The sequence below is a fragment of the Pseudomonas sp. PDM27 genome (assembly GCF_019219205.1).
Lineage (GTDB): Bacteria > Pseudomonadota > Gammaproteobacteria > Pseudomonadales > Pseudomonadaceae > Aquipseudomonas > Aquipseudomonas laurylsulfatiphila.
Window position 1 is genome coordinate 604,878 of sequence record NZ_JAHUWF010000001.1, and the last position, 24,026, is coordinate 628,903.

The window sequence follows — 24,026 nt, forward strand, 5'->3', positions numbered from 1 at the left end:
ACCTCGAATTGTTTTTATTGATTGGTGCGCAGGCAAAGCTTCGCCTTCCGGTGCACTTGGCAGTGCCGGTTGGAGTTGATCGAAGTTGTGAAAGGCCCTGGCTGACGACTATCAGGGCCCAGGCGCCGAACTTACGAAGCCGGGATCATTTGAGCCACTCCACTTGAAAGCTATAGCGACCAAGAAGGAGGGCCAAAGACTCTTGATCTCTTCCGGCGCGGATGCACGCGACTAACCCACGTTGTTCATGCTGGATGACCTCGACCGCAATGTCCTTCAGACACATGCGTTGCACTTCCTGCCGAACGACTCGGGTTACTTCGCGCTGCTGCAAGGCGGGCTTGAAGATTTTGCCAACGGCCGTCAATGGCAGTGCTTCGAGGATTTCGATCCGCTTGGGAATGGCCGCCCGCTCACTGATGTGGTGCTGAGCAAATTGCTCAAGCTCTTCGATATTGCAGACGTGGCCTGGTCGCAGTTGCACGTAGGCGACCGGCACTTCGCCCGAATAGGCGTCCGGGCTGCCGATGGCCGCCGCCAACGCCACCGCCGGGTGGGCTTGCAGCGCCTCTTCGATTTGCTTGGGATCGATATTGTGGCCGCCGCGGATAATCAGCTCCTTCTTGCGCCCGGTCAGCCAGAAGTAGCCATTTTCATCCTGGCGACCCAGGTCGCCCGTGTTCAGCCAGCGCTGACCATTGATCTCAATCCACAGACCCCGGTTATGGCTTTCCTCAACGTAGCCCTCGAACAGGTTCGGACCCGTGATGGTGATCACGCCAATTTCGTTTGGGTCAGCGTCGCGCAGATACTCTCCAGCGTCATCGAGCATGACTGCGCGCATGTCCTGATAGGCAATCCGTATACCGATGGAGCCGATGTAGCGTTCGCCATGGGGCGGGTTAACCGAGGAGACGCATGCGCCCTCCGTGAGTCCATAACCTTCGAGGATCTTCACCCCGGTCCGGCCTTCGAACTCCCGGAAAAGTTCGACCGGCATCGGCGCGGCACCACACATGGCATAACGAAGGCTGGACAGGTCGCGGCCTTCCAGCTCGTTTTGCAACAGTGCGGAATAGACGGTTGGAACACCGGAAAAGAAGTTGATGCCGAAGTACTCAACCATCTCCCAGAAGCGTGGCATCACCCCCTCACCGCGATAACCCTGCGGCGTGCCGAGGATGACATGATCACCTTGGCTCCAAGGCATCAGGCCGGTCACCAACTGAGCGTTTACATGGAACAGCGGCAACCCACAGAAAATGACCTGACCACTCCCATGCGGTTGCATGTGCGTGGCCATGGCCCACGCGTTGAACACCTCCGCCCCATGGGTACGCATCGCAATCTTGGGCAACCCGGTGGTACCGCCGGTGCAGAAGTAAGAGGAACGATCCTCCGGGCGAAACAACCGGGCACTCTTCAAGTGCGTGCCTGGCTGAGCGTCCATCAACGTGCGTAATTCGTGAATCGTGGCGCCCCTGTGCAACTCACGTTCTGTTTCTGCCAGGGACTCCAGGGATTCACGCTGAGCTGCATCAACGTAAGGCCCCATGCCAACCCACACGACGTGCTTGATCTGGGGAAGTTGATCCAGCTGCGAAGCCAGCTTGGGCCACAGGTCACTGCCCGGAGTCGGCGCGAGCGTTACCACCACGCTGGCGTTCGCGGCCCGCAACAAGGCCGCTATCTGTTTGGCCTCTTGCAGCGGATTGATCGCCATGACGACACCGGCCGCTTCACCCCCCCAGATGGTGAAGTGGGTTTCCGGCAGGTTGGGCAGGATGAAGGCCAGCACTTCACCCGGGGTAATGCTCAGGTCGTGGAAGGCATTCGCCGCGCGAGTGATGTCTGCGACCAGTTCGGCATAGCTCCAGTGGTGGGTGTTCCTGAAGCGGGTAGCGTCGGCGAAGAAACTCAGTGCCGGCGCGTTGGGGCCAAGCTCGGCTGTCCGCGTCAGTGCTTCATAAGTGCTTGAAGCCAAGCCACGTTCTGCCAGCGGGACCTGCTCAATACTTTCAATGTCGCTCAGAGATCGCACCATCATTTTCAGGCCTCCTCTACGACTCGGTTACGTTGCACACCCAGGTCAATCACGCCATCGGCACTGCGAATGCGCGCCTCGACCACGTCGCCTGCCTTGAGATACTGCGTCCGTCCTTCCTGCGCCTTGAGGAAAAGCTTCCATTTGGTGGCTTCCGGCATCAGGGCTGCAATGCGCTGTTTGGCCGGCGAAGGGATGGTCAGTGCGCATCCAGCAGGCGTACCGGTGGCGATCAGGTCGCCGGGGGCGAGATCCTGGACGGTGGAGAGTTCGGTGAGGGTTTCAGCGGGGCCATACACCAGGTTGGCGGTGCTGTCGCTTTGTCGGACTTCGCCGTTGACCGTCAGGCGCAACTGCAAGGCTTTCAGGTAATGCATGTCCTGGGCACCCAGCAGGCAGAGATACGGGCCGACCGGGCCAAAAGTACGGAAGCTCTTGCCCTTGTAGAACTGCATCTGAGGGATCTGGATATCGCGTGCCGAGTAGTCGTTGACAATGACCACACCCGCAACGAACTCATGCAGGTTGGCGTCATTGACGGTCACTACGCCGCTGATTGCGCGTTTCATCACCAGCCCGAGCTCGATCTCATAGTCAAGGAAGCGCACGGTGCGCGGCTTGATCAGAACGCTGTCTGCGGCCACCAGGCAACTGGTCGCCTTGGTGAACATCATGTTGTACTTCTTCGCATCCGGGTCCATGCCCGACTCGATCATGTGCTGCCGGTAGTTGGCCCCCTGGCAGACGAACTGTTGGTTACGGGTCACCGGCGACAGCAGCTTCACTTCGTGCGCCTCCAACTGCGTACCTTCGAGTCGAGCGAGGTCGTCGATACTGTTCTGGCAGATGAAGTCACCCGTGGTCTCAAAAGTGCCCGGGACAATCGTGATACGGTCTTGGCGTAGCACGCCCCAGTGGATTCCGTTCTCAAACTCAAAGCGGACGACGTGTACAGCGGACATTGAAGGTACTCCTGGGGCAGCGTTTGTCCCGCGCTCGACGGCGCGAGAACTGTGGTGTTGTTCTGAGGGTGGGCTGGCGACGCTGTAGATCAACGAGCCGCTGGCGATCAAGGCTCCGGCCTTGAGTACGTCTCGCCGGCTATACCGGGTAGCGATGCCCGACATGGTGGCCGCTCTACCCGAACATCCGCATCAGCGTGATCAACTTGCGAATCGTCAAGTCCGGGCTGCGTCGCAGGTTGCGGACCAGCGCTCGCACATTGCTGAAGCTCATCCTGGGTTTGGTAAAACGCTTGGGCATGCGCTGCCCCCACTGCGCCATTGCTTCCGGACTCACGAGATGGATGCCCGTAGGACGAGTGGCCGTGAACACATCCCCGTCGCAGTAATGCTCGTGCTTATCGCCCCATGGGTCTTGCCAGTAATCGAAGATCTGACTGCCCAGGATGTGCCGCCCGATCCCCCAGGCGTGTTCCCACCCCTGCTCCCGCAGGACGCGCTGCCCCATGCCCACCGCATCTGCATCGACGACTTCATAGGCACTATGGCTATAGGCAGCCATGAACCCCTGCGCTATCGCGAGCGTATGGTGGGCGGTGGGCGTTTCGCCGAGGTCAAGGCGCATGAAGGCGACGATAGGCGAGCCGTCGGGGAGTACCTGCACATCGCTGGGAATAAATCCGAAATGCCGGGTGTACCAGGCACAGGTCGACTGGTAGTCGGCCACTTCAATGACGATATGACCGAGCTTGAGTACCTCAGGCGGAGCCATCGGCGGACGTTGTGTAGCGTTGATTCGCGGTTGCTGCTGCGCCAGGTTCCAGGATAGAGGTGCCCGATGTTCCAAAGGTCTGGCTGGCGTCCGGTCGCAAACAGCCTCCACGATGAAACCGGAAGGATCCTTCAGTTGGACGCGATACCCGCCACCAGGATGGTCCGACTTCTCGATCGATGACGCACCCGGGATCTGAGTCAGCTTTTCCAGATCGTCGAGAGACTCGACAGCCAAACCGAACCCGACAAACCGTGCCTGCTCGGCACGCTGGACGCGGTAGCAGTAGGAACTCGCTTCAGTAGAGCGCAGATAGAGCGTGTCGGCGTCCTGCTGACCGACCGTCAGGCCGAAGTCCGTCAGGAAGCGCGCCGCCTGGTTCAAGTCCGGCCGTTGAAAGATCAGGTGCGTCAGATCCTGCGCCTTCACTGTCGGCTGCGGATGCCGGGCCGGTTGCGGAGTCGCCAGCCGGTGCCGTTCTTTTTTGTGGGTCATTGTTGTTGTTTTCCGGTTTTTTAAGGCAAAGCTATCCCGCCCCCTGGAAAATCAGGGGGTGTTATCGGGTCGAAAGGGTTCGGTGATCAGTCTGGAGACGGCAGTACCGGCAACTCCGAGGTTGCCAGTGCACGAGCCTCTTGCGGTGGAATGCCCAGTGCCCGCAGCACCAGCTCAGCCGTGTCAGAGCCCGCTTCGCGCCACGTTCTATGCCCTTCCAGCACCAGGAAAATCGAGCCGAGGACGCTGCTCGATATCAGCGTGAGTATCGAGAGCAATTGCTCCTGGCGAAAGGTGTAGCGCCCACTGGAAAGTCCGTTCAGAAGATCGGTCGTCGCCTGGCCGCTGAACATTTCGCGCAATGCCGAGTTGCTCATGGCGAACTTATGGATAAAGGCCCCCCAATGGGAATCCTCATGCGCTCGACGGATGAAGAACCGGATGCCATTGGCAAGGCGCTGAGCGGGATCGGACAGGGAGTTGAAGCTCTTGCTCACGCGCTCATGCATCTCCGCCGCAAGCTGCCCGGCAACTGCCTCGAACAGGCTTTCCATGTTGTCGATGTTGCTATAGACCGTTCCGCGCGCCACGCCGGCCGCTTGTGCAAGGTCCAGAATGTTCACTTGCGAGGTACCTCGTTCAGCGAACAGGCGAAAAGCGGCTTGATGAAGGCGGCGTTGCGTTGGATTCAGGGATTCCACGGTTCTCTCTCCAGGATTACCTCTATGACGCCAATTGAACACTCGTGTTCAATTGGCGTCAACAGTGGTTTTTGAATTAAATCCGTCAATCCCGATGAAAAGCGTTATAACTCTTGAAAACAGAGTGCACGAGGCCATAAAAAGCTAAAAATGAGCTCTTTGCAAAAAAACGCAAATGAACATGCATGTTCAGTATTTTCGGGCAGTGGCTTCGGCCCGAAAGTCACTGGCAGCGTCGGGATGACATCCGATCAGGCGGGAAGCGGCTTGCTGGCAATTTTCCTGGCTCTGGCAGGTGTTGCGCCCAGCGCCTGGAGAATCATTTCGCTGACCCGCAGATCGTGCTCCACCGCTGCACGGCCCTCGACAACCGAGCGCATTGCTCCAGTGGTGCATGACAAGACCATGTCCAGGGCAACGCCTTCGTCCACGTAGGCGAAAGTGCCCGCACGCAGCCCCTCGCGCAAATCGTCAAGGACATGGGTGGCCAGGCGCGAGCGCATTGCCTGATCGAAATGGATGATGCGCAGCAGTGCATTTGCCCATTGATGGTCGGTAGCGGCCCGACAGATAAACATGCGAACACCAATCGAAAGCCGCTGCGCGCCGCACTGCACGTCCGAGGTCAACACGGAAATGGCGTCAGAGAACTCGGCGGCCATGGCGATGCCCACCGCCTCCAGTACTTCGTCGCGTGTGCGGAAATAGTTGTAGATGGTCCCGTTGGATACCTCCGCTTCCGCGGCCACCTCCAACAGTGCGATCTCCCCCACTTCTTTGCGTGCAACCAGGCGCAACGCCGCGTCCACCAGACCGCGACGGGTGCGCTCACGCTTCTTGTAGCCCCTGGTAAGAGGTTGGGGCGCGGCATCGTCTAACGAAAGTGTGGGGGAAGGCATGATCAAGCTCGCAATCGGGTGGGCTCGTTGATAGTAATGGAAACGCGGTCAGGCGTGGCGTCATCACTCATCAGCAGACCCCAACAGTCCCCAAGGAGTCTACTGGCCTCTGTGCCAGGGACGTGATGCATGATGATACGGTCAGGGCGAACGGCGACCAGCGTTCCTTTTGCAGCCAGCGGCAGGATGTCATGGTTCATGTCTTCGATGAAGTCACAACGGCCGCCGGAACGTTGACCGCGAGGTCTGACCTCCAGGAAGTGGCCCCCCATCTTTTCCCAGGAAACGATCTGATCAGTGGTGAGCAGCGACAACGGGTCAACACCGAATCCAACCAGGGTCAGGTTGTCTCCCAGTGCATCGTCGCTCAGCTTGATCTGCTTTTGCAGGGTGCGGACCCAAGCCTGGGGAAACAGGCTGCCACGGACCAACTTGTCACCCCTGCGATGCTGCACGAACAGGCCGTGCTTGAAGGTGTTTTTCGGCTTGATGTCCAACTGCTCGAAGTACCTTCTGGTAGCGGGGGTCAACGCCAGCGTGCGCATCAGGCCGTGGATGAAGAATGCGGCAATCTTGTTCTTTGGCATCACCAGGCGGCCCATGAGCTTTGCCAGATCGATCATGGCCCGGGCATGCGGGCGGCGCTCTGCATCATAGGTATCGAGTATCGCAGGCGCGGCATGGCCACGAAGAACCCAAGCCAGCTTCCAGGCAAGGTTGGCGCCGTCACGAAGGCCCGCTACGAGACCTTGCCCCACAAAAGGAGGGGTGATGTGTGCGGCGTCGCCGACGAGGAAAGTACGTCCCTTGCTGAATCGATTGCAGCAGCGCGCGTGGAATCGATAGACCGCCTTGCGCTCGATGTCCAGTTCCTGCGGATTGACCCATGGCGCAATGAGCCGCGCGATGCTTTCCGGGCTTTCCAGCTCCTCCCGGGATTCGCCGGGCTGCAGCATGAATTCCCAACGCTCCCTGCCACCGGGTGCCGGCATGTGCGGCGTGGGCCGCCGTGGATCACAGATAAACTCAATGTGATCAATGGCTGACTGATGCCGGTTCCTGGCATCGACAATCAGCCAATCCTCTGCATAGGTTTGCCCTTCGAACTCCTGGCCGATCAGTGCCCTGACCCTGGAGCTGGCGCCATCCGCACCGATCAGGTACTGGGCGCGAACGGCATGCGACTGCCCATTTTCATCCCGTACGGTGGCGACCACGCCGTCCGCCTCCTCGACCAGACTCTCCAGCTCGAAACCACCCAGGCTGGTCACTGATTTCTGTCGGGAAACCTGGCCACGCATCGCTCGTTCGAGGTCGGGTTGATAGAACGTCACAAGCTTGGGATGGCCATCGATGCACCCTTGGGTATCGGCTCGACCGAATTGCCCGAGGACCGGAGAGTGCATCCTCACTTCAGGGATAGCGATCTTTTCGAAAGCGTCCTCCGACAATCCGGCGAGTTGCAGGATGCGCAGGGCCTCGTTGTCCAGGGCAATGGCACGAGGCATCAGTACGATTTCGTGGAGTTTGTCCAGCACCAGGGTCGTAACCCCGTAGCGGCCGAGCAGCGCCGCGATTGTCGCCCCTACCGGACCGTTACCGACGACCAGCACATCGACGGTGGAGGAAGGCAATTCGGAAACTTTCTTGTTGTTGTTCATCTCGAGCCCTTGTTGTGATTGAAGTCGTGAGGCGCACAGGTCTCATCGTCAGGCAGGGTCAAGGTATTCAATATTGATTAATATTTCAATATTGATGTTTTTGTCATTATTGTTTTCGAATCATTGCCAGACCACGGGCGTTTCGTAACTCCGTGTTTTCCGAGGAAGGCTATTGAGCTGCCTGGGTTCTCCATCAGCAATTGCGACGAATAGAGCTACGCTTGTCTGCAATAGAGGGACTTTACGCATTCCTTCATCGGGCAGCGGAGCCTAAAGACATGGGCATTGAACAGGATGTTTATCCTGCGGCCACCGTTCTGGTGGTCGATGACACGCCGGACAACTTGATGCTGATGACTGACCTGCTCAAGGACAGGTATCGGGTCAAGGCCGCCAACAGCGGCGAAGCGGCGTTGCGGGTGCTGCAAAACAATCCACTGCCGGATCTGATCCTGCTCGACATCATGATGCCGGGGTTGTCGGGGCATGACGTGGCCCGGCTGCTGCAGCAAGATCCGCGCACCCGCCAGATTCCAATCATTTTCCTCACGGCCCTGGCGTCAATGGAAAACGAAATCCAGGGCCTGGAGTTGGGCGCGGTCGACTACATCACCAAGCCGATCAGTCCGCCATTGGTCCTGGCCCGGGTGCAGACCCAACTGAAGATCAAGGCCGCGGCTGACTTCCTTCGCGATCAGAATGACTTCCTCGAACAGGAAGTCCAGCGCCGCACCCGTGAGGTCATAGCCATTCAGGACGTCACTATCCAGGCCATGGCTTCACTGGCCGAAACCCGCGACAACGAGACGGGCAACCACATCCGTCGTACCCAACACTACGTCAGGCTGCTGGCTGAACTGTTGCGCGATCATCCGCGTTTCAATCCGTTCCTGAACGATGACAGCATCCGCCAGCTGTTCCGGTCGGCACCGCTGCACGATATCGGCAAGATCGGCATTCCTGATCACATCCTGCTCAAGCCGGGGCGTTTCACCCCGGAAGAATTCGAGATCATGAAAACCCACACTACCCTGGGGCGCGATGCCATCCAGCGTGCCGAGGATCAGTTGGGCCTTTCGGTGGACTTTTTGCGCATGGCCAAGGAAATCGCCTACAGCCACCAGGAAAAGTGGGATGGCAGCGGCTACCCGCAGGGACTGGTTGGCGAAGAAATCCCCATGAGCGCCCGATTGATGGCGGTGGCGGATGTCTATGACGCGCTGATCAGTCGTCGTGTGTACAAGGCGGGAATGCCGCACGGACAGGCCGTGGAGATCATTCGGCAGGGGCGCGCGAGCCACTTCGACCCAGACGTCTGTGATGCCTTCCTTGCCAACGCCGAGCAATTCCATCTCATTGCCGAGCGCTTTGCGGACAGCGATCAGGACATGGCCATGCTGATCAACCTGCAACGCACTCTCCAGAAACCCTGAACGGTCAACGCGCCGGTTTTTCATCAACGGGAATTGCCATGACCCGAGTACTCGCTCAACTTGAACGCCTGCCTCTTCGTATCAAGCTGATCCTCGGCTTCGCGACATTAGGGGCGCTGGTTCTGGTGCTCGGCGTGCAGAGTCTGCGTACCCAGGATTTGTTGAAAGCGGATATGCAGAGGCTGTACCAGCATGAGTTAGCGGGTATTGAACCCTTGCAGGAAGCACGGGTGCAGATGTCGCATCTCATGCAGGGATTGCAGCATGCGGTCGGCGGCAACAACGCAGATGATCGTAGCAAGGGCGTCGAGCAATTTCGTGAGGCTCGACAACATCTTGAAGAGGCGCTGCTACAGACACAACCGACCCTCTGGCGCGAGGAAAACCAGGAGCGATTCGCCACGTTCGAGGTTTTGTTGAAGCGTTTGCTGCACGACAGTGAGGCAGCACTGGAACTTGCCGCTGGGGATCAAGCGCAAGCCTTGCGGATGATCAATAGCGTCGGGTTCCAGGGGCTGGATGAGCGAGGGGACAACTTGCTCAAGGAGATGGCGCGAATCAAACAGGCCTCCATTCATGACACGGCCAAACAGATCGCAGACTTTGCCGGGCGCAGCACCCGGCTCACTTATCAATTGCTGCTGGGCGGCCTGGCACTGGCGTGGTTGATGGGCTGGTTGATCAGCCGCTCGATTCGCCTGCCCCTTTACCGGGTTCGCGCTGCCGTTGACGAGCTGACGGCTGGCCGACTGGACGGGACGATTCCCCATATCGATCTGCAAAATGAAACCGGTGATCTGGCGCGTGCCATCGCGACGCTGCAAACCGAGTCGCAACAACTGGAGCGCCAACGCTGGGTCAAGGCGCAAACCGAGCAACTCCAGGCTGACTTGCCACAAGCGGAAACGCCACGCGATCTGGCCCAGGCTTTTTTGCGCCATATGGCGAGCATGCTCGGCACCTGCCGAGGCGTGCTCTATAGCGTGCAGGATCAAGATGAAAGCCTGCAACTGATTGGCGGTTACGCGACCGATCCCGATTACCCGCCGGCGCCGACGGTGGCTCTGGGAGCCGGCCTTCTAGGGCAGTGCGCGCTGGATCGTGCGCCTCGTGAATTGCAGGGGCTGACGCAGCCGCTCGGACGGTTGCATTCGCAATTAGGTGAAGTGCCGGCCAGCTATCTGCTGGTGCAGCCGGTATTGCGCGGTGAACGTCTGCTCGGTGTGCTCGAGCTGGCGGGTTATCAACCGTTGGGGGCCCGTGAACAGTCGCTGCTGCAGGAGGCCATGCCACGCCTGGCCGGTGCCATGGCGGTGATGGAGCGTCATCTGGCGGTGCAGTCCTTGCTGAGCGAGACCCGGCGCCAGGCCGACGAAATGGGTCAGCAGGCCTTGCGGCTGGAGCTGCAATCGAAGGAGCTGGAGGCACAACAGACTGCCTTGCGTGCCACCAAGGCCTGGTATCGCGCGATCCTCGAAGCGGCACCGGACGGCATGATCGTCATCAATGCCGAGGGCGAGATCCTGATGACCAACCCGCAACTGGACACGCTGTTCGGTTATGCCACGGGTGAACTTGTGGGCGAGACCATCGAGCGGCTGGTGCCTGACGCGGCGCGTGGTCGGCATGTGGCTTTGCGCAATGGCTTCATCGCCCATGGCAGCACCCGGCAGATGGGCGCGAAACTCGATGACCTCAAGGGCCTTCGCAAGGATGGCAGCCTGTTTTCCGTGGAGATCGGCCTGTCGCACTTGCCGCTTCTGGAGGGGCGTGGCACCTGTATCTGCGCTTCGGTTCGCGATGTCAGCGAGCGGCGGCAGATGCAAGCGGCGCTCAAATCCAGCGAAACGCAGTTGCGTGCGGTATTGGACAGCAGTCCGGTGGCCATGCTGATCCGTGGCGATGATGGCCTCCTGAGTTACTGCAACCCGGAGCTGGAGGGCCTGTTCGGCGTCAGCCGCGAGCAACTGGGCGAAATGGATGAAAGTCGCTTCTGGTGCGATGCACAGGCACACGACCGCTTCCTGGCCGCAGCCGCCAAGGGCGCGGTTCTAAACTTCGAGGCCAGCCTGCAGCGCGATGGAGGGAAGCGTTTCGAGGTCTTGCTCTCGGCCGTCCCCCTGACGCTCGGCGAGCGCAACATCAGCGCCAGTTGGTATTACGACATCACCGACCGCAAGGCCGCCGAGGCGCAAGTGCAGCACGCCCGGGAGATCGCCGAAGAGGCGACACGGGCCAAGAGTGAATTCCTCGCCAACATGAGCCATGAAATCCGCACGCCGATGAACGCCATTATCGGCATGAGTCACCTGGCGCTGCGCACCGACCTCGATAACCGGCAACGCAACTACATCGTGAAAGTGCATCGCTCGGCGGAGAGCCTGCTGGGGATCATCAACGACATCCTCGATTTCTCCAAGATCGAAGCCGGCAGGATGGACCTGGAGCGTATTCCGTTCCGCCTGGAAGACGTGCTGGAGAACTTCACCAACGTGGTGGGCCTGAGGGCCGAGGATAAAGGCCTGGAGCTGCTCTACAGCACGGTTGCCGAATTGCCGACCGCACTGATTGGCGACCCGCTGCGGCTGGGCCAGGTCCTGGCCAACCTGGGCAACAACGCGACGAAGTTCACCGAACAGGGTGAGATTGTGCTGGGCATCGAGCGCACCGGGAATGACGAGGGCAAGGTCGAGCTGCATTTCTGGGTGCGCGACACAGGCATCGGCATGAGCGAAGAGCAATGCCAGAGAATTTTTCAGTCCTTCATCCAGGCCGACAGTTCCACCACTCGCAAGTACGGAGGGACCGGCCTGGGCCTGGCGATTTCCAAGCGTCTGGTGGAGATGATGGGAGGCCGCATCTGGGTCGAAAGTGTGCTGGGCAGCGGTTCGACGTTTCACTTTTGCGTGAGTCTGGGCCTGCAGGCAGATGCTCCTGCGCGACGCATGTTCACCGCCGATGAACTGCTGGGCATCCGCGTGCTGGTGGTCGATGACAACGCCAGTGCGCGGGAAATTCTTTCGGGCATGGCGCACAGCTTCGGTGTCGAAGTGGACGTCGCCGAAAGTGGTCGCATGGCCCTGCGCATGCTGGCGCAGGCCGAGAAAGATTCACTGCCTTTCGACCTGGTCCTGATGGACTGGCGGATGCCGGGCATGGATGGGGTGGAGACGGTCCGCCAGATGCGCTCTGCCAACCTGGCACGCACACCGTCCGTCATCATGGTCACCGCCCTTGATCGCGAGGAGTTACTTGAACAGGCCAGGCACCAGGACGTCCATCTGCCGGTGGTGCTGACCAAGCCGGTCACGCCGTCCACCTTGCTCGAAGCCATAGGCACAGTGTTCGGCAAAGTGCCCCAAACCGCTACCCGCGCCCATGAGCGCACCGAGCAGAGCGCTGACAACATGGCACGCCTGAAGGGCGCGCGCCTGCTGCTGGTGGAGGACAACGAACTGAACAGGGAGCTGGCGTGCGACTTGTTGCAAGAGGCAGGCATCGAGCTCGAGCTGGCATTCGATGGCCAACAGGCACTCGACTGGTTGGCCCGGGACAGCGATTTCGATGGTGTGCTGATGGACTGCCAGATGCCGGTGATGGACGGCTATACCGCGACCCGCAGGATTCGCCAGCAATCGGACTTCGCAGCGTTGCCGATCATCGCCATGACCGCCGACGCCATGGCCGGGGACCGCGAACGCGCCCTGGCCTGCGGCATGAATGACCACCTGTCCAAGCCATTGGACGTCGACGGCATGTTCGCCACGCTGGCCAGGTGGATCACGCCACGGCCCGGGCGTGGCGGCCGGGCGTGGGAGGCAACCGTTGCCGAGACATCCGGACAGTTGCCCGCCGAGCTTGCAGGCATCGATCAGGTCGCCGGTCTGGCTGCCTGTTCGGGCAAGACGGCCCTTTACTTGCGACTGCTGCGCACATTCCATGGGACCCAGAAGCACTTCGTCGAACAGTTCGAAACGGCAATCGCCGATGCCGACGCCGATCCAACGGCGGCGGTTCGAATGGCTCACACCCTGCATGGTAACGCGGGGAACATCGGCGCCAAGGCGCTGGCACAGGCTGCAGCACAGCTGGAACAAGCGTGCCAGGCTGGCGAGCCGATCGATGGCGTGCAAGCTCACTTGGCCGAGGTTAGGCAGTGTTTGATACCCGTATTGAGTGCGCTGGCGCTTTTGCCCGAGGAAAAAACGCCTATAGGGGCGAAGTCGCCGCAGGCCGAGGCGGAACTCGGTGACCGGCTCACTCGGCTCGAGCAATTATTGGCTGAGAGTGACACTGCAGCCATTGAGGCGCTTGATGAGTTGCGTCGGTTGTCTCTCGATGATGCATTGGCCAGACGTCTGAGCCGGGTAGCGCAGCAGCTTGAGCGCTTCGACTTTGATCGGGCCCTGGCGTTGCTGCAAGGCGAAACCGAACGCTCCGCCCTGCCCCCCGAATGACCGTCGTTTCGGAATTCCGGATTTTGAATCAATTACCTTTTGACTGGCTGCTTCGGGTCGATTTTTGCCAGCTGTGAGGGGTAGCAATCGGCCCATGGCGACCCGTCACAGCCTCTGGAAAACCTGGCACTACTCGTCCACGCTGACGCCCGATCCGCCTGACTCACTGGGGACATCCTTCAGCTTGGGCAACCCGTCCTTGATGCGCAGCCTGGTCTCCTGATAGTGGACGTGAACGCCTGGCGAATACACGAGATCCGGGATGACAGCGGCATACACGTCGATAAGCCCCATCCCCGGGTGTTCGGTGAAGAGGTGTCCGCCGCAACGCTTGCACCACTTGCGATAACTCTGCGGTGTCTTGTTGTAGGTGCCAATGTTGTCAGCCCCCCGAGTAACTTGCACCGCCTCGGGTTTCCACAGCGTGAAGGCATTGACCGGCGCTGCCGACCAATGTCGACACGACTCGCAATGGCAATAGCCCATCGCGGCCGGCTCACCGCTGACGGTGAACTCGACTGCGCCGCAAAAACAACTGCCTTTGTAAGACCTTTGAATGCTCATGGAATGACTCCTTCATCAGTTGTTACGCCTACCGTCGAAGTTGAGATGGATCGCCTGAGCGTTGGTGACTTTCACCCGTCGATATAGCGCACCGCTGTCGCCGGCGTGCGCCGCACCTGCAGTTCGAAAATGTCAGGGCGCGCATAGTGCCCGGTGACGTCGAGCGTGCGCCGCGCTGGGGCCACGAGTGAGACGTCGATGTCCGCATACAGAATGCCTGTCTCTCGGTGCAGTGGACCGGCTGTGATCCGGCCTTGAGGGTTGACCACCACCGAATCGCCGTCGTTGATCCACTCTTGCGGATCGGGAAACAGCTGCATGCGAGCCGGAAAGTCATCGGGAATGTCGCTGCCGCGCAGCGCGGTGCCACTGCCGAGCACCCAGCATCGCCCTTCGAGTGCAATGTGACGCATCGTGCTGATCCAGCCCTCGCCGGTGTCGTACGTGGGGGCGACGTAGATTTCCACGCCCTGGGCATACAATGAATAGCGCGCCAGGGGCATGTAGTTTTCCCAGCAGATGAGCGTACCAATGCGGCCGACAGGTGTATCGACCGTACGCAACCCTGACGCATCACCGAAACCATGGACCATGCGCTCGGGGTTCGTTGGCATCAGCTTGCGATGCCGGTTGAGCACTTCGCCGTCCGTACCGATAACGACTACGCTGTTGTAGAGCGTGCCGCCGCCATTACGCCCCTCGCATTCATTGATGCCGCATACGATTGTCACGGCATGAGCGCTGGCGGCCTCGCACAATTCGTTCAGGTCACCATTCGCGATATCAACGGCGTTGGCCAGCAGACGGGTGTGCAACTGGCCCATTAAAGCTCCGTCTTTTCCCGCCGCCAGCCGCCAGATCCACGACGGATAACCTGGAATGAACGATTCGGGTAAAACAATTAACGAGGCTCCCGCCGCCGCGGCCTCAGCGATCGATTGCACGGCTCGGGCGATCGTCGCGCTGCGATCGAGCAGCACTGGCGGCCGCTGAATGATGGCTATCTTGGTCATGACGTTCTCCTGAGACAGTGGGTTTCGCAGGTTTGAGCGTGCACGTGGCGAAGTCGCGAGACTAGTTCAGAATCTGAAGCGTTGTAGTTGCGGAGTACAGGCGATGGACGAAAGCTACGGTCAGTTTTGTACGGTTGCGCGCGGTGCTGAGGCACTGTGCGAGCGCTGGACGCCTTTGGTCGTGCGCGAACTGCTATGCGGCAGTAAGCGCTTCAATGAACTGCACCGCGGCGTACCGCGAATGTCCACCAGCTTGCTGGCACAGCGGCTGCGCCACCTGGAAGATATCGGTGTGGTATATCGCACAGCCGTGGGCAAGGTCTGGGAGTACAACCTGACCGAGGCAGGCGAGGAATTGCGCCCCATCATAATGGCGCTAGGCCATTGGGGCGCGCGCTGGATAGGTAGCCGCCTTCGCGATAACGAACTCGATGCGGGCCTGCTCATGTGGGACGTGCGCCGGTTCGCGCGCATCGAGATGTTCCCGTCCCGGTCGGTGGTCATCCACTTCAGGTTCCGCGACGCGCGCTCCGGCGAGAAAGAGTGGTGGCTTGTGGTCGAACATGGTGTGGCAGATCTGTGCCGCGATGACCCCGGACGCGAACTCACGCTCGTCGTAGACTCTAGCGTGCGCGCGTTGACCGAGGTGTGGACTGGCGACCGCACACCCAGGGAGGTTCTCCAGTCGCGGGAGCTGCGTGTAGACGGCGCTGTGCAGGATGCGGAAAACTTGTGGCGCTGGCTTGGCACGAGTGCGTTCGCCGGTTCCCGGAGCGCTGCAACCCAGCCTTTGCAATAGCCATCGAGAAATGTAAGCGTTCGACTGTCCGCTTGTGGCCGTCGGCCCAATGCAGACTTCAACGCCGGCGCGCGGTTATGATCCGGGATACCCAGGCGTCCTTGGACCCACGCTCATGCCAGCCTCGAAAATCCTCCCCTCCCCCGCGCCGCTGCTCAAACCCGGAGAGACGGTGGTGTTGTTCGACGGTGTCTGCAAGCTGTGCAATGGCTGGGTGAGGTTCGTGATTCGCCATGACCGCCAGCGGCGCGTGCGGTTGGCGGCGGTTCAGTCACCCGAGGGGCAGGCGCTGCTCGCCTGGGCAGGTTTGCCCATGGATCAATTCCACAGCATGGCGGTGATCCGCGACCGGTTCTACTGGGAGCGTTCCCAAGCATTTTTCGAAATCTTTGCCCAGTTACCCGCCATCTGGCGCCCCGTGAACCTGTTGCGCATCATCCCTCGCCCACTTCGAGACTGGGCCTACGACCGCATTGCGCTCAATCGATATCGGCTCTTCGGGAAATACGACACCTGCCTGTTGCCGGATCCAGATCATGAACAGCGCTTTTTGAAAGCGCCCCTGTAAACGCCTCAAGGCGATGTGACGAGCTGGATCAATACTCGGGTTGAAGCTATACCGAAAGAGTTCCGGGCGGGGATGGACCACAGGCTCGATTAGCGACTGAGGAGAATTTCACGGTGTCCAATCAGCTGGTCATACGCAACATGACCCGTCCCGAGCTGGACGAACTCGTCGAGTGGGCTGCCCGTGAGGGCTGGAACCCCGGCCTTCACGACGCCGAGCTGTTCTGGGCCACCGACCCTGCCGCCTTCATCGCGGCGTCCCAGGACGGCGAATTGATCGGCGGCGGTGCCATCACCTCCTACCATGGCGAATTCGGTTTCATGGGGTTTTTCATCGTCCGGCCTGAGTATCGCAGCCAGGGCCTGGGCAATACCCTCTGGCACGCACGCCGCGAGCGACTCCTCGCCCGCCTGCGCCCGGGCGCGAGCATCGGCATGGACGGCGTCTTCACGATGCAGGACTACTACGCCAAGGGTGGTTTCGTCTTCTCCCATCGCAACCTGCGTTTTCGTGCCGAGATCACCGAGCGCCCGACGACCTCCCAGGCAGACGACCAGGACATCGTGCCGTTGGCCGCCTTCCCGTTCGATCAGGTGGTCGATTACGACCGCACCTGCTTCCCCGCCCCGCGCGCAACCTTCCTGAGCGGATGGATAGCCCAGGCCGATGCACTCGCCGTGGGTTGCCGGCGCGAGGGCAGGCTGAGCGGCTATGGCGTCATAAGGCGCTGCCGGGAAGACTGCAAGATCGGGCCCTTGTTCGCCGATGACGCCCTGGCGGCCAATGCCCTCTACGCGCGCCTGGCGGAATTTGCGCAGGGTGGCCCGCTGTTTCTCGATGCCCCGGAGAACAACCCTGCCGCCATGGCGCTCGTGCGCCAACAGGGCATGACCGAGGTGTTCGGCTGCGCTCGCATGTACCTCGGCCCTCCTCCGGCGATCGCGCACGAACGTGTGTTCGGCGTCACCACCTTCGAGCTGGGCTGATGTCCGCCCGGGACCTCATCGGTTATGGCGGCCGCCCACCCCACCCGCGATGGCCGGGTGAAGCGCGCGTCGCGGTGCAGTTCGTCCTCAACATCGAAGAAGGCGCGGAATCCTGCCTCGTCAATGGCGACGCCCAGTCGGAGGCCTGGCTTCACGAGCTACCGGGCCGCCCGCCGCGTGTGGGGGAACCGGACTTGAGCGTCGAGGGCATGTACGAATACGGATCGCGCGCAGGCGTGTGGCGCATTCTGGAACTGTTCCGCGCCCGAGGCCTGCCGCTGACCGCCTTCGCCGTCGGCCGGGCACTGGAACTCACCCCGGCGATCGGCCAGGCGCTCTGCGCGGCCGGCCATGAGATTGCCGGGCATGGCTACCGTTGGCTGGACTATCGCGACATGCCTGAAGACCAGGAGCGGCGCCATATCCGCCTCACCCTCGACGTGATCGAGCAGGCCTGCGGCAAACGCCCCGTCGGTTGGTACACAGGAAGGGTCAGCCAGAACACCCGTCGCCTGTTGCGTGAGGACGGCGGGTTTCTCTACAGCTCGGACGCCTACAACGATGACCTGCCCTACTGGCTCCCGGGCTCGCCCGCCCACCTGGTGATCCCCTACACACTGGTCAACAACGACGCCCGCTACCTGCTGCCGAACGGTTTCGCCTGCGGTGAAGACTTCTTCCGGCTGCTCAAGGGTGCGTTCGACCTGCTGTGGCAGGAAGGCGCGCAACACCCGAAGATGATGAGCGTCGGCCTGCATGGGCGGATCAGCGGCCATCCCGGTCGTGCGATGGCGCTGGCGCGCTTTCTCGATTACGTGCAAGGCCACGACGCGGTGTGGATCTGCCGGCGCGAAGAAATTGCCAGGCACTGGATAGCCCGGTTCCCTGCCTGAGTGGGGTTCGGAATGGGCTGAGCGACGCCGGTTTATCAATATCGCCCGTTCTGCATCAGGCGCCCTGCTCCTCCTTGAACATCGCCGAGGCGTTGCCTGTCACTGATGTGCGTTTTGGGTCGGTTTCAGCCGGTCATGGAAGGCAGAAACCGACCCATAGCTGATGGTGGCGACAGGCAGAAAACGGCCAAAAGCAGGCCTTTGCAGTAAGCAGCTAGCCGCCAGGAGCGGCCTGTACAGGAATAGCCTGACTTACCAAACCTTGATGAAGATGTACCATTGTGGCTGGATGTAGCGCGCCCGGTAGGGCGCGCCTCAAGGTGAAGCTACCTGAAACTGGAAACGCCCTATGCGCATTTCGATGAGGCCATATACCTATCGCTGCCCCCTCGTGACATCATTTCGTTTGTTAACCAGATCTCGCCAGGCTGAAAGCTTTCCGATGTCCTGTTCCAACTCATCAGGTTCAGGTAATGGCAGCCTTCCAACTGGGGATGCGGCGTCATGCTCGAATTTAGAGCACTTTGTCATCCCTTGCTCCACCACACGGTAATCATCATCTGTCACTACGACCGACTTCAGCTTCATCGTTGAAACACCTTCCCCGAACCGCTGGACGACACCGTTAAACAACACCTCCTCTACACTACGCTCCCATGCCAAACGCAGACGACCATAGCAGGAGGTTGTCAACCGACGCTGGCCGTCATCATTTCCATCCTTGACGGCTCTGCGAATTTCGACGAGCTCTTGCCGAAGTCGAGCAATGCGTTCCTTCGTTCCGAGTACGTCAAAAGGTAAATCACTGGCATGTACGCCGAATCCATCACTAGTGCGGCGAATGTAATTCTTCGTCAGTGTCGCGTTCAGTTCGGCAGATTTTTGCTCCAGAATGCACAGAAAATAAATGTCGTGCGTAAAAACGATTACCTGGCGAGTCAGTGACTCTAGGGCCAAGCGCTCCGCCACTTCCCAACGCCGTCGGTGATCAAGCGATGACACTGGATCGTCAAGGACGATCCCACCTCGCCCTCGGCCCAACTTTACCTCTGCGAGAAATGACGCAATAGCGATTGCTCGCTGCTCGCCTTCACTTAGAATCGCAGACGGAGTACCCCCGCCTGGCAATTGCAATACCAGCTTGAACGTTGTCCGCCCTGCCGGGGACTCCGGCTTCATCACAATTTTAAGATGGTGAACCTTCAGCCGCTGGAACTCCTCGTTCAATGCGTCGGCCAAGTCTTGGCTGGCAATCGAACGTGAGAGCTCGGTCGACTTGCGCGAGATCCCTCGGGTGTCCATACCGCCGATACATACCTGAAGCCTTCGACAAAGTTCATGCTTAGCGATAGCCTCCAACACAGAATCTTTAACAGCCAGCAAGCGGACCCGAGCATTGAGCTCATTGCGCTCGATCATCATGCTAGCGCGCAGCTTTTCATCAGCCGTTGCCTCCAGGGCAGTAGCTTGCGCCTGTAGATCAATAACTATCTGAGCCAACTGCGGTGCCGGGGCTTCTGAAATTTTCAAGACGACATCCCACGAGATCCTTCCAGCAGATGCATCCAGTACAGATTGCTGGCGAGCCTTGAGAGATTCCTGCAAAGCGAAACATCCCGCAGAAAGCGGCGCGTTTAACTCTGCCAACTCCTCCACCAAGCCATCGCGAAATACGATATCCAACGAGGCGTTCTGAATTGCTTTGTAAGCAGCAGCGGCCACTTCACGGGCCGCTTTCGAAGTGGCCTCCGCCGCTTGACGGATAAACTCGTCGAACTTCACCAGTCGGTTAGCACCATCGTCGCCAAGGACGTTCTGGCACAGCGGACAGGTCGATTCAGCATGAAGCTCGGGGAACTTCTGATCGGCGTGACTGATGACAGCGAAGGCACGTGCAGCATCGAACAGCACTCGCCACTCATCGCCGCCGGTACCTGAGAGCAAACCAGTCGCCTGCTTAAACTCCGCGGCCGCCAATTCCGCTGCCGCTTTGGCGCTTTTTGATTTGGCGATCAGCTCCTTTAATCGACTAATTTTTTCGTCACTTACCAGCGCAGCGGCAGCTATGATTCGTTCCTTTAAGGCATTTAAACGTGTCGCCTTTTGCCGCAAAGCCTGAGCTTTTTGTTTCGGATCAGCCTCAGCCAAGGTTGCTGTCAACAAAACCAGCCGTTTCGACTCTTCATCAGTCAGTAAGGCGAGCGCCTCAACATCCGGCGCAGTCGTCTTGGTTGGGATTTCTGAAAGCACCTTTCCAACAGCCGTTTGCTCTCTGGCAAGCGCGACGTAACCCGCGTCGCTAGGCGCGCTAGCGTTCTTCTCCTCCGTAGCACGCTGTTTCAGCCTCACACAGACGGAGCCTAGACCCTCGAGAATATCCAGACCATAAGGTGCATAAGCGAAATCCCCATGGTTATCGACATACGCTCGAGCACAGTGAGTGTCAAAAATAGAGATATCAGACAACTCCCCCGGCGCAGTCGTATTGTATTGCCAGGGTAGATCAGCAGCGACACCGTCAATGGTGACCTCGAATACCCCTTTCGCTACACCGCCCGCCGTTGGCGGGAGATTGGCGTTGGGGAGGATTGGCTCTCGACGGTCTCTTGCCCTGCATGCGTGTTTGAAGACACGGGAGTAACCAGACTTACCTGCACCGTTTTCTCCATAAATGACAGTTATTCCAGTCGGAGCGATCGGTAAGCGCCCGCCATTAGCAAGCGCATTGACATTTTCAAGTTCTTTGATGGAGGTCAGTTGTACCAATCGAGCAGGGTCAGCGGGGGGAGCGAGTTGCGTGTCCCGCAGCACCTGAGGCACGCGACCTTCAGGGTCCTGGATGCCTGCCTCCGCTTTAGCGAGCGCGTAGAGATCGTCTAGATCAACCGACGAAAGCAATCGGTTTTGGTAAAGCCGGGAAATCGCGTCCTGCTGCCAAGCGGATAAATCTTGGGACCATTTATAAATTTCTCGAATGATCGTCACCGCTACCGTCCATGAGTGATGGATTTATATCTGGATGGTAGCCTATTGCTATCCGTCAAGCTATATCATGGATCCGTGCAACATGGTTGAAGAACGAATGCGTCGATGTCGCCGCTGCATGCCTCGTACAGCTTCGAAAAATTTGCATTGCTGGTTATAAATGTCCGCTTCTAGCCGATTTTTGCGCGTCATGATAGGTAGAAACCGGCCAGAAGCGAGCTGCTTTCAGCCAGCCCGAGTCGCACGAGACAGCAGTAGGATTGCAGAAAAGTTAAACCAGTTAGCAAGCGGAGTATGGCGCGATGCGTCGCGACACACTGACTTCGCATTCCCCTGATTAAGCTTTTGCGTATACACGGAGCTACGGAAAGAAAAGGTGTACTATCCTACGGGGATGAAACAATTCATTACTATATCTCTGGAAGTAATTAGCATTAGGTGTATCGACAATCCGGAATTTTGGGGAAGCAGTATGGGATCAATCTGGTTCAACCCAGAGGTGCTGGGCGATAGTTTGTCCGAAACCGCTGGATACAAGTCCGGCCTAGCTTTGTCTATTGAGGAAATGTGTGACCATCTGGTGGACACTGGTTATTCAGACCTTCTAAGGGCTTCTGAAACACAAGTAGTAAGACTTCGATCCGAAGATTACGACGAATTGTTTTACAAATTGCTTCATCGAATTGGATATACGAAAGAAGAGTTTAATGGAGATATTACAGGCATTGGCCTTTTTCATAAGTACCATGGCACGGAGTTTGAACACATCCATGCAGGCGTACAACAAATTTTCATTGAGGTTTGGCCAAAACTTATAGAAGCTGCGATTGCAAGAGATACTAGAACACTTGATCCAACCCTTTTCATTCGCACTGCTCATAAAAAACATGGCATGAAAGGCGCAGAGCTAGCTCTAGAGAGAATACAAGTTATAGATGAAGGGATGCGCTTGAATCCTAATTCTGGGCTGCGATACACCGAGTGGAAAAGCGTCGAAGCCTTGGAGGGTCTTTTTAAGGGCGGCTCGGGAAAAATTGAAGCTGGTAAGTTTTTAGACCAGCGATTTGTAAATTATCTAATCGCAAATCATGACAGACTTTCTGATATGCACTGGAGGAAATTTGAAGAGTTGACTGCTGAGTATTTTCACCAGCAAGGTTTTTCTGTAGAGCTTGGCCCTGGTTCAAACGATGATGGAATCGACGTCCGAGTATGGAAAAGTAACCAGAATGAAGAAAGCGACCCACCTCACATAATAATCCAATGTAAGCGGCAAAAAGCCAAAGTTGAAAAAGTTATCGTAAAAGGCCTGCATGCGGATATGCAGCACTTTAATGCCGAACTCGGGCTACTTGTTACAACTTCGGAGTTGAGCCCTGGTGCAAAAGAAACTATTATTGCTCGCGGGTACGCTATCAATGAAGTAGACAACACCGGTCTCAAGGGGTGGCTTAAGGCTTTAGAAAAACCTGGCTCAGGGATTGTAAGAATTTAAAATATACAACCGACATCTCGGCCCTCTTGAGCGGCGGGTATGGGTCGAAAACTGCCCCTCGATACCGTACATATCGAGGTGAGGTGATTGAACGATAGCGACTAGTAACTCGCCGCCCCAGAATTATGGGCTACCGGTGGTAGCACTGGTCATCTTAAAAATCATCGGCAACTCCCTAAAATCCATGCCTCATGAGTCGAAGTGGTTGGACTATCGGCCTCAGGAATAAACACCCCGATAATTGCTTCGTTATAGTTGTAGGGAATTTCCGAATATTGATCATAGCGCGCAAAACTTTGATTAAGGCCCATCTTAAAACGGCTGGGCATGAAAACATTGTGAGTGGAATCGCCTACACGCGTTTGCGATACAAAGTCCGGTAAATTATCCGTATGCCCGAACAAATACCAGACATCTAGATGTAGTGAGACAGTGAACCAAGGAACCTCAACTTTCACCCCGCTAGCATCTCGGACAAAAAATGGTGGGATTAAGGTTCTCGGAGTCCAGTCAAAAACTTGAGCCTCGTCGGGTAAATTAATCACTCCATCGCGGAGTTCTTGAATCACTAGATTGCGTAATGGTACATCGTTGATGGTCGTCAAAGCGCTGGCAAGTACTTTTCTTTCGGCACTATCGTTTTTCATCATTGTCTGGACTTGAAGTGAGGGATGAATGACCTTCACGATGACTGGAACCGCAACGACAAGCTGCTTCAGCATTGTATCGGCATTATCAACAACACACAGGCCTATACCTAAGCGACCTGCTTTTTGCACCGCTGTTTTGCTGAACCCCTTCCTCGAAACAAGAATCCCTTTACTTGCTTTCACATCTATTAGCTTTGAGGCGAATGCATCAAGGTGCGTTACGTTAAGTTTTCCTGCGTAATCGCGACATTCGATGATTGTTGTATACGCAACCCCCGCATGTTCATGCTTGACTAACACGTCAATTTGTCGCAACCCATCAGGGCCTTCGACTTTTACGTCACGTTCAACTGACGTAAGTCTTTCATCTTTGCATAATGCTGTATATACCCAAAACACCATCGCTTCGTAAGCTTTTCCATCATTTCGAGCGTTCATGATATTATTCAACAATAGATTTTATTGATTTAAAATATTCCGCGGAATTCTCAGCGAAAAGCGAGATAGCCAGCGATTTAGGCGGAGCATATTCAAACATGTCCTGGGGCAGCGCGCGCGTTGCCTTGTCGTAGGTAGTCCTGGTCATGCTGGCTTCCTTGCAGCTTGGTGATCTGACAGTTAGTGCCACTCGTGCTATCGGTAACGCTAC

At 58.1% G+C, this 24,026-nt stretch carries 18 protein-coding genes; 7 read left to right on the forward strand and 11 right to left on the reverse strand.

Annotation, left to right across the window (positions count from 1 at the left end):
- Positions 1-145: 145 nt before the first annotated feature.
- The 6 genes from KW838_RS02760 to KW838_RS02785 all read right to left on the reverse strand — a co-directional run bounded on the left by KW838_RS02760 (position 146) and on the right by KW838_RS02785 (position 7,534).
- Positions 146-2,047, reverse strand: coding sequence for an acyl-CoA synthetase (locus KW838_RS02760; protein ID WP_218500289.1), 1,902 nt, complete (start codon positions 2,045-2,047; stop codon positions 146-148).
- Positions 2,048-2,049: 2 nt separating this feature from the next.
- Positions 2,050-3,006: a fumarylacetoacetate hydrolase family protein gene (locus tag KW838_RS02765; RefSeq protein ID WP_218500290.1), complete on the reverse strand. Its 957-nt coding sequence runs from the start codon at positions 3,004-3,006 to the stop codon at positions 2,050-2,052.
- 175 nt (positions 3,007-3,181) lie between these two features.
- Positions 3,182-4,273: a VOC family protein gene (locus tag KW838_RS02770; RefSeq protein ID WP_218500291.1), complete on the reverse strand. Its 1,092-nt coding sequence runs from the start codon at positions 4,271-4,273 to the stop codon at positions 3,182-3,184.
- Positions 4,274-4,359: 86 nt separating this feature from the next.
- A complete protein-coding gene (locus KW838_RS02775) occupies positions 4,360-4,974 on the reverse strand; it encodes a TetR/AcrR family transcriptional regulator (protein WP_218500292.1) in 615 nt (204 codons plus the stop codon).
- A 251-nt stretch (positions 4,975-5,225) separates the two neighbouring features.
- Positions 5,226-5,873, reverse strand: a complete 648-nt coding sequence (locus tag KW838_RS02780) for a TetR/AcrR family transcriptional regulator (protein ID WP_218500293.1) — start codon at positions 5,871-5,873, stop codon at positions 5,226-5,228.
- A 2-nt stretch (positions 5,874-5,875) separates the two neighbouring features.
- Positions 5,876-7,534 (reverse strand): bifunctional 3-(3-hydroxy-phenyl)propionate/3-hydroxycinnamic acid hydroxylase, encoded by a 1,659-nt coding sequence (locus KW838_RS02785; RefSeq protein WP_218500294.1) that lies wholly within the window; start codon positions 7,532-7,534, stop codon positions 5,876-5,878.
- A 278-nt stretch (positions 7,535-7,812) separates the two neighbouring features.
- On the opposite strand from KW838_RS02785, the gene KW838_RS02790 reads away from it, so the two are divergent.
- Complete coding sequence (locus tag KW838_RS02790; RefSeq protein WP_218500295.1) at positions 7,813-8,967, forward strand: two-component system response regulator; 1,155 nt, start codon at positions 7,813-7,815, stop codon at positions 8,965-8,967.
- Between the two features lie 38 nt (positions 8,968-9,005).
- Positions 9,006-13,424, forward strand: a complete 4,419-nt coding sequence (locus KW838_RS02795) for a response regulator (protein WP_218500296.1) — start codon at positions 9,006-9,008, stop codon at positions 13,422-13,424.
- A gap of 129 nt (positions 13,425-13,553) precedes the next feature.
- Here KW838_RS02795 and KW838_RS02800 read toward each other — a convergent pair whose 3' ends face one another.
- The gene (locus KW838_RS02800; RefSeq protein WP_218500297.1) at positions 13,554-13,988 is read right to left on the reverse strand and encodes a GFA family protein; all 435 of its coding nucleotides are present in this window, start codon (positions 13,986-13,988) and stop codon (positions 13,554-13,556) included.
- A 71-nt stretch (positions 13,989-14,059) separates the two neighbouring features.
- Complete coding sequence (locus tag KW838_RS02805) at positions 14,060-15,001, reverse strand: carbon-nitrogen hydrolase family protein (RefSeq protein WP_218500298.1); 942 nt, start codon at positions 14,999-15,001, stop codon at positions 14,060-14,062.
- Between the two features lie 103 nt (positions 15,002-15,104).
- Here KW838_RS02805 and KW838_RS02810 point away from each other — a divergent pair, with 103 nt between their 5' ends.
- The 4 genes from KW838_RS02810 to KW838_RS02825 all read left to right on the forward strand — a co-directional run bounded on the left by KW838_RS02810 (position 15,105) and on the right by KW838_RS02825 (position 18,247).
- Positions 15,105-15,800 carry a helix-turn-helix domain-containing protein gene (locus KW838_RS02810; protein WP_218500299.1) on the forward strand — a complete coding sequence of 232 codons (696 nt, stop codon included), beginning with the start codon at positions 15,105-15,107 and terminating at the stop codon, positions 15,798-15,800.
- Positions 15,801-15,915: 115 nt separating this feature from the next.
- Positions 15,916-16,368 carry a thiol-disulfide oxidoreductase DCC family protein gene (locus tag KW838_RS02815; protein ID WP_102699867.1) on the forward strand — a complete coding sequence of 151 codons (453 nt, stop codon included), beginning with the start codon at positions 15,916-15,918 and terminating at the stop codon, positions 16,366-16,368.
- A 113-nt stretch (positions 16,369-16,481) separates the two neighbouring features.
- Positions 16,482-17,354, forward strand: a complete 873-nt coding sequence (locus tag KW838_RS02820; protein WP_218500300.1) for a GNAT family N-acetyltransferase — start codon at positions 16,482-16,484, stop codon at positions 17,352-17,354.
- Positions 17,354-18,247, forward strand: a complete 894-nt coding sequence (locus KW838_RS02825; protein WP_218500301.1) for a polysaccharide deacetylase family protein — start codon at positions 17,354-17,356, stop codon at positions 18,245-18,247. The genes KW838_RS02820 and KW838_RS02825 overlap by 1 nt, the downstream gene beginning before the upstream one ends.
- 375 nt (positions 18,248-18,622) lie before the next feature.
- On the opposite strand, the gene KW838_RS29770 is transcribed toward KW838_RS02825, so the two are convergent.
- Entirely contained in the window at positions 18,623-21,232 is a 2,610-nt protein-coding gene (locus KW838_RS29770; protein WP_218500302.1) for an AAA family ATPase, read from the reverse strand.
- 376 nt (positions 21,233-21,608) lie between these two features.
- Here KW838_RS29770 and KW838_RS29775 point away from each other — a divergent pair, with 376 nt between their 5' ends.
- Complete coding sequence (locus tag KW838_RS29775; protein ID WP_218500303.1) at positions 21,609-22,727, forward strand: restriction endonuclease; 1,119 nt, start codon at positions 21,609-21,611, stop codon at positions 22,725-22,727.
- A gap of 161 nt (positions 22,728-22,888) precedes the next feature.
- On the opposite strand, the gene KW838_RS02840 is transcribed toward KW838_RS29775, so the two are convergent.
- Together KW838_RS02840 and KW838_RS02845 are read right to left on the reverse strand one after the other, a co-directional pair.
- Positions 22,889-23,815 carry a restriction endonuclease gene (locus KW838_RS02840; RefSeq protein WP_218500304.1) on the reverse strand — a complete coding sequence of 309 codons (927 nt, stop codon included), beginning with the start codon at positions 23,813-23,815 and terminating at the stop codon, positions 22,889-22,891.
- Between the two features lie 4 nt (positions 23,816-23,819).
- On the reverse strand, positions 23,820-23,963 hold the full coding sequence (locus KW838_RS02845; RefSeq protein ID WP_218500305.1) for a hypothetical protein: 144 nt from the start codon (positions 23,961-23,963) through the stop codon (positions 23,820-23,822).
- Positions 23,964-24,026 lie beyond the last annotated feature (63 nt).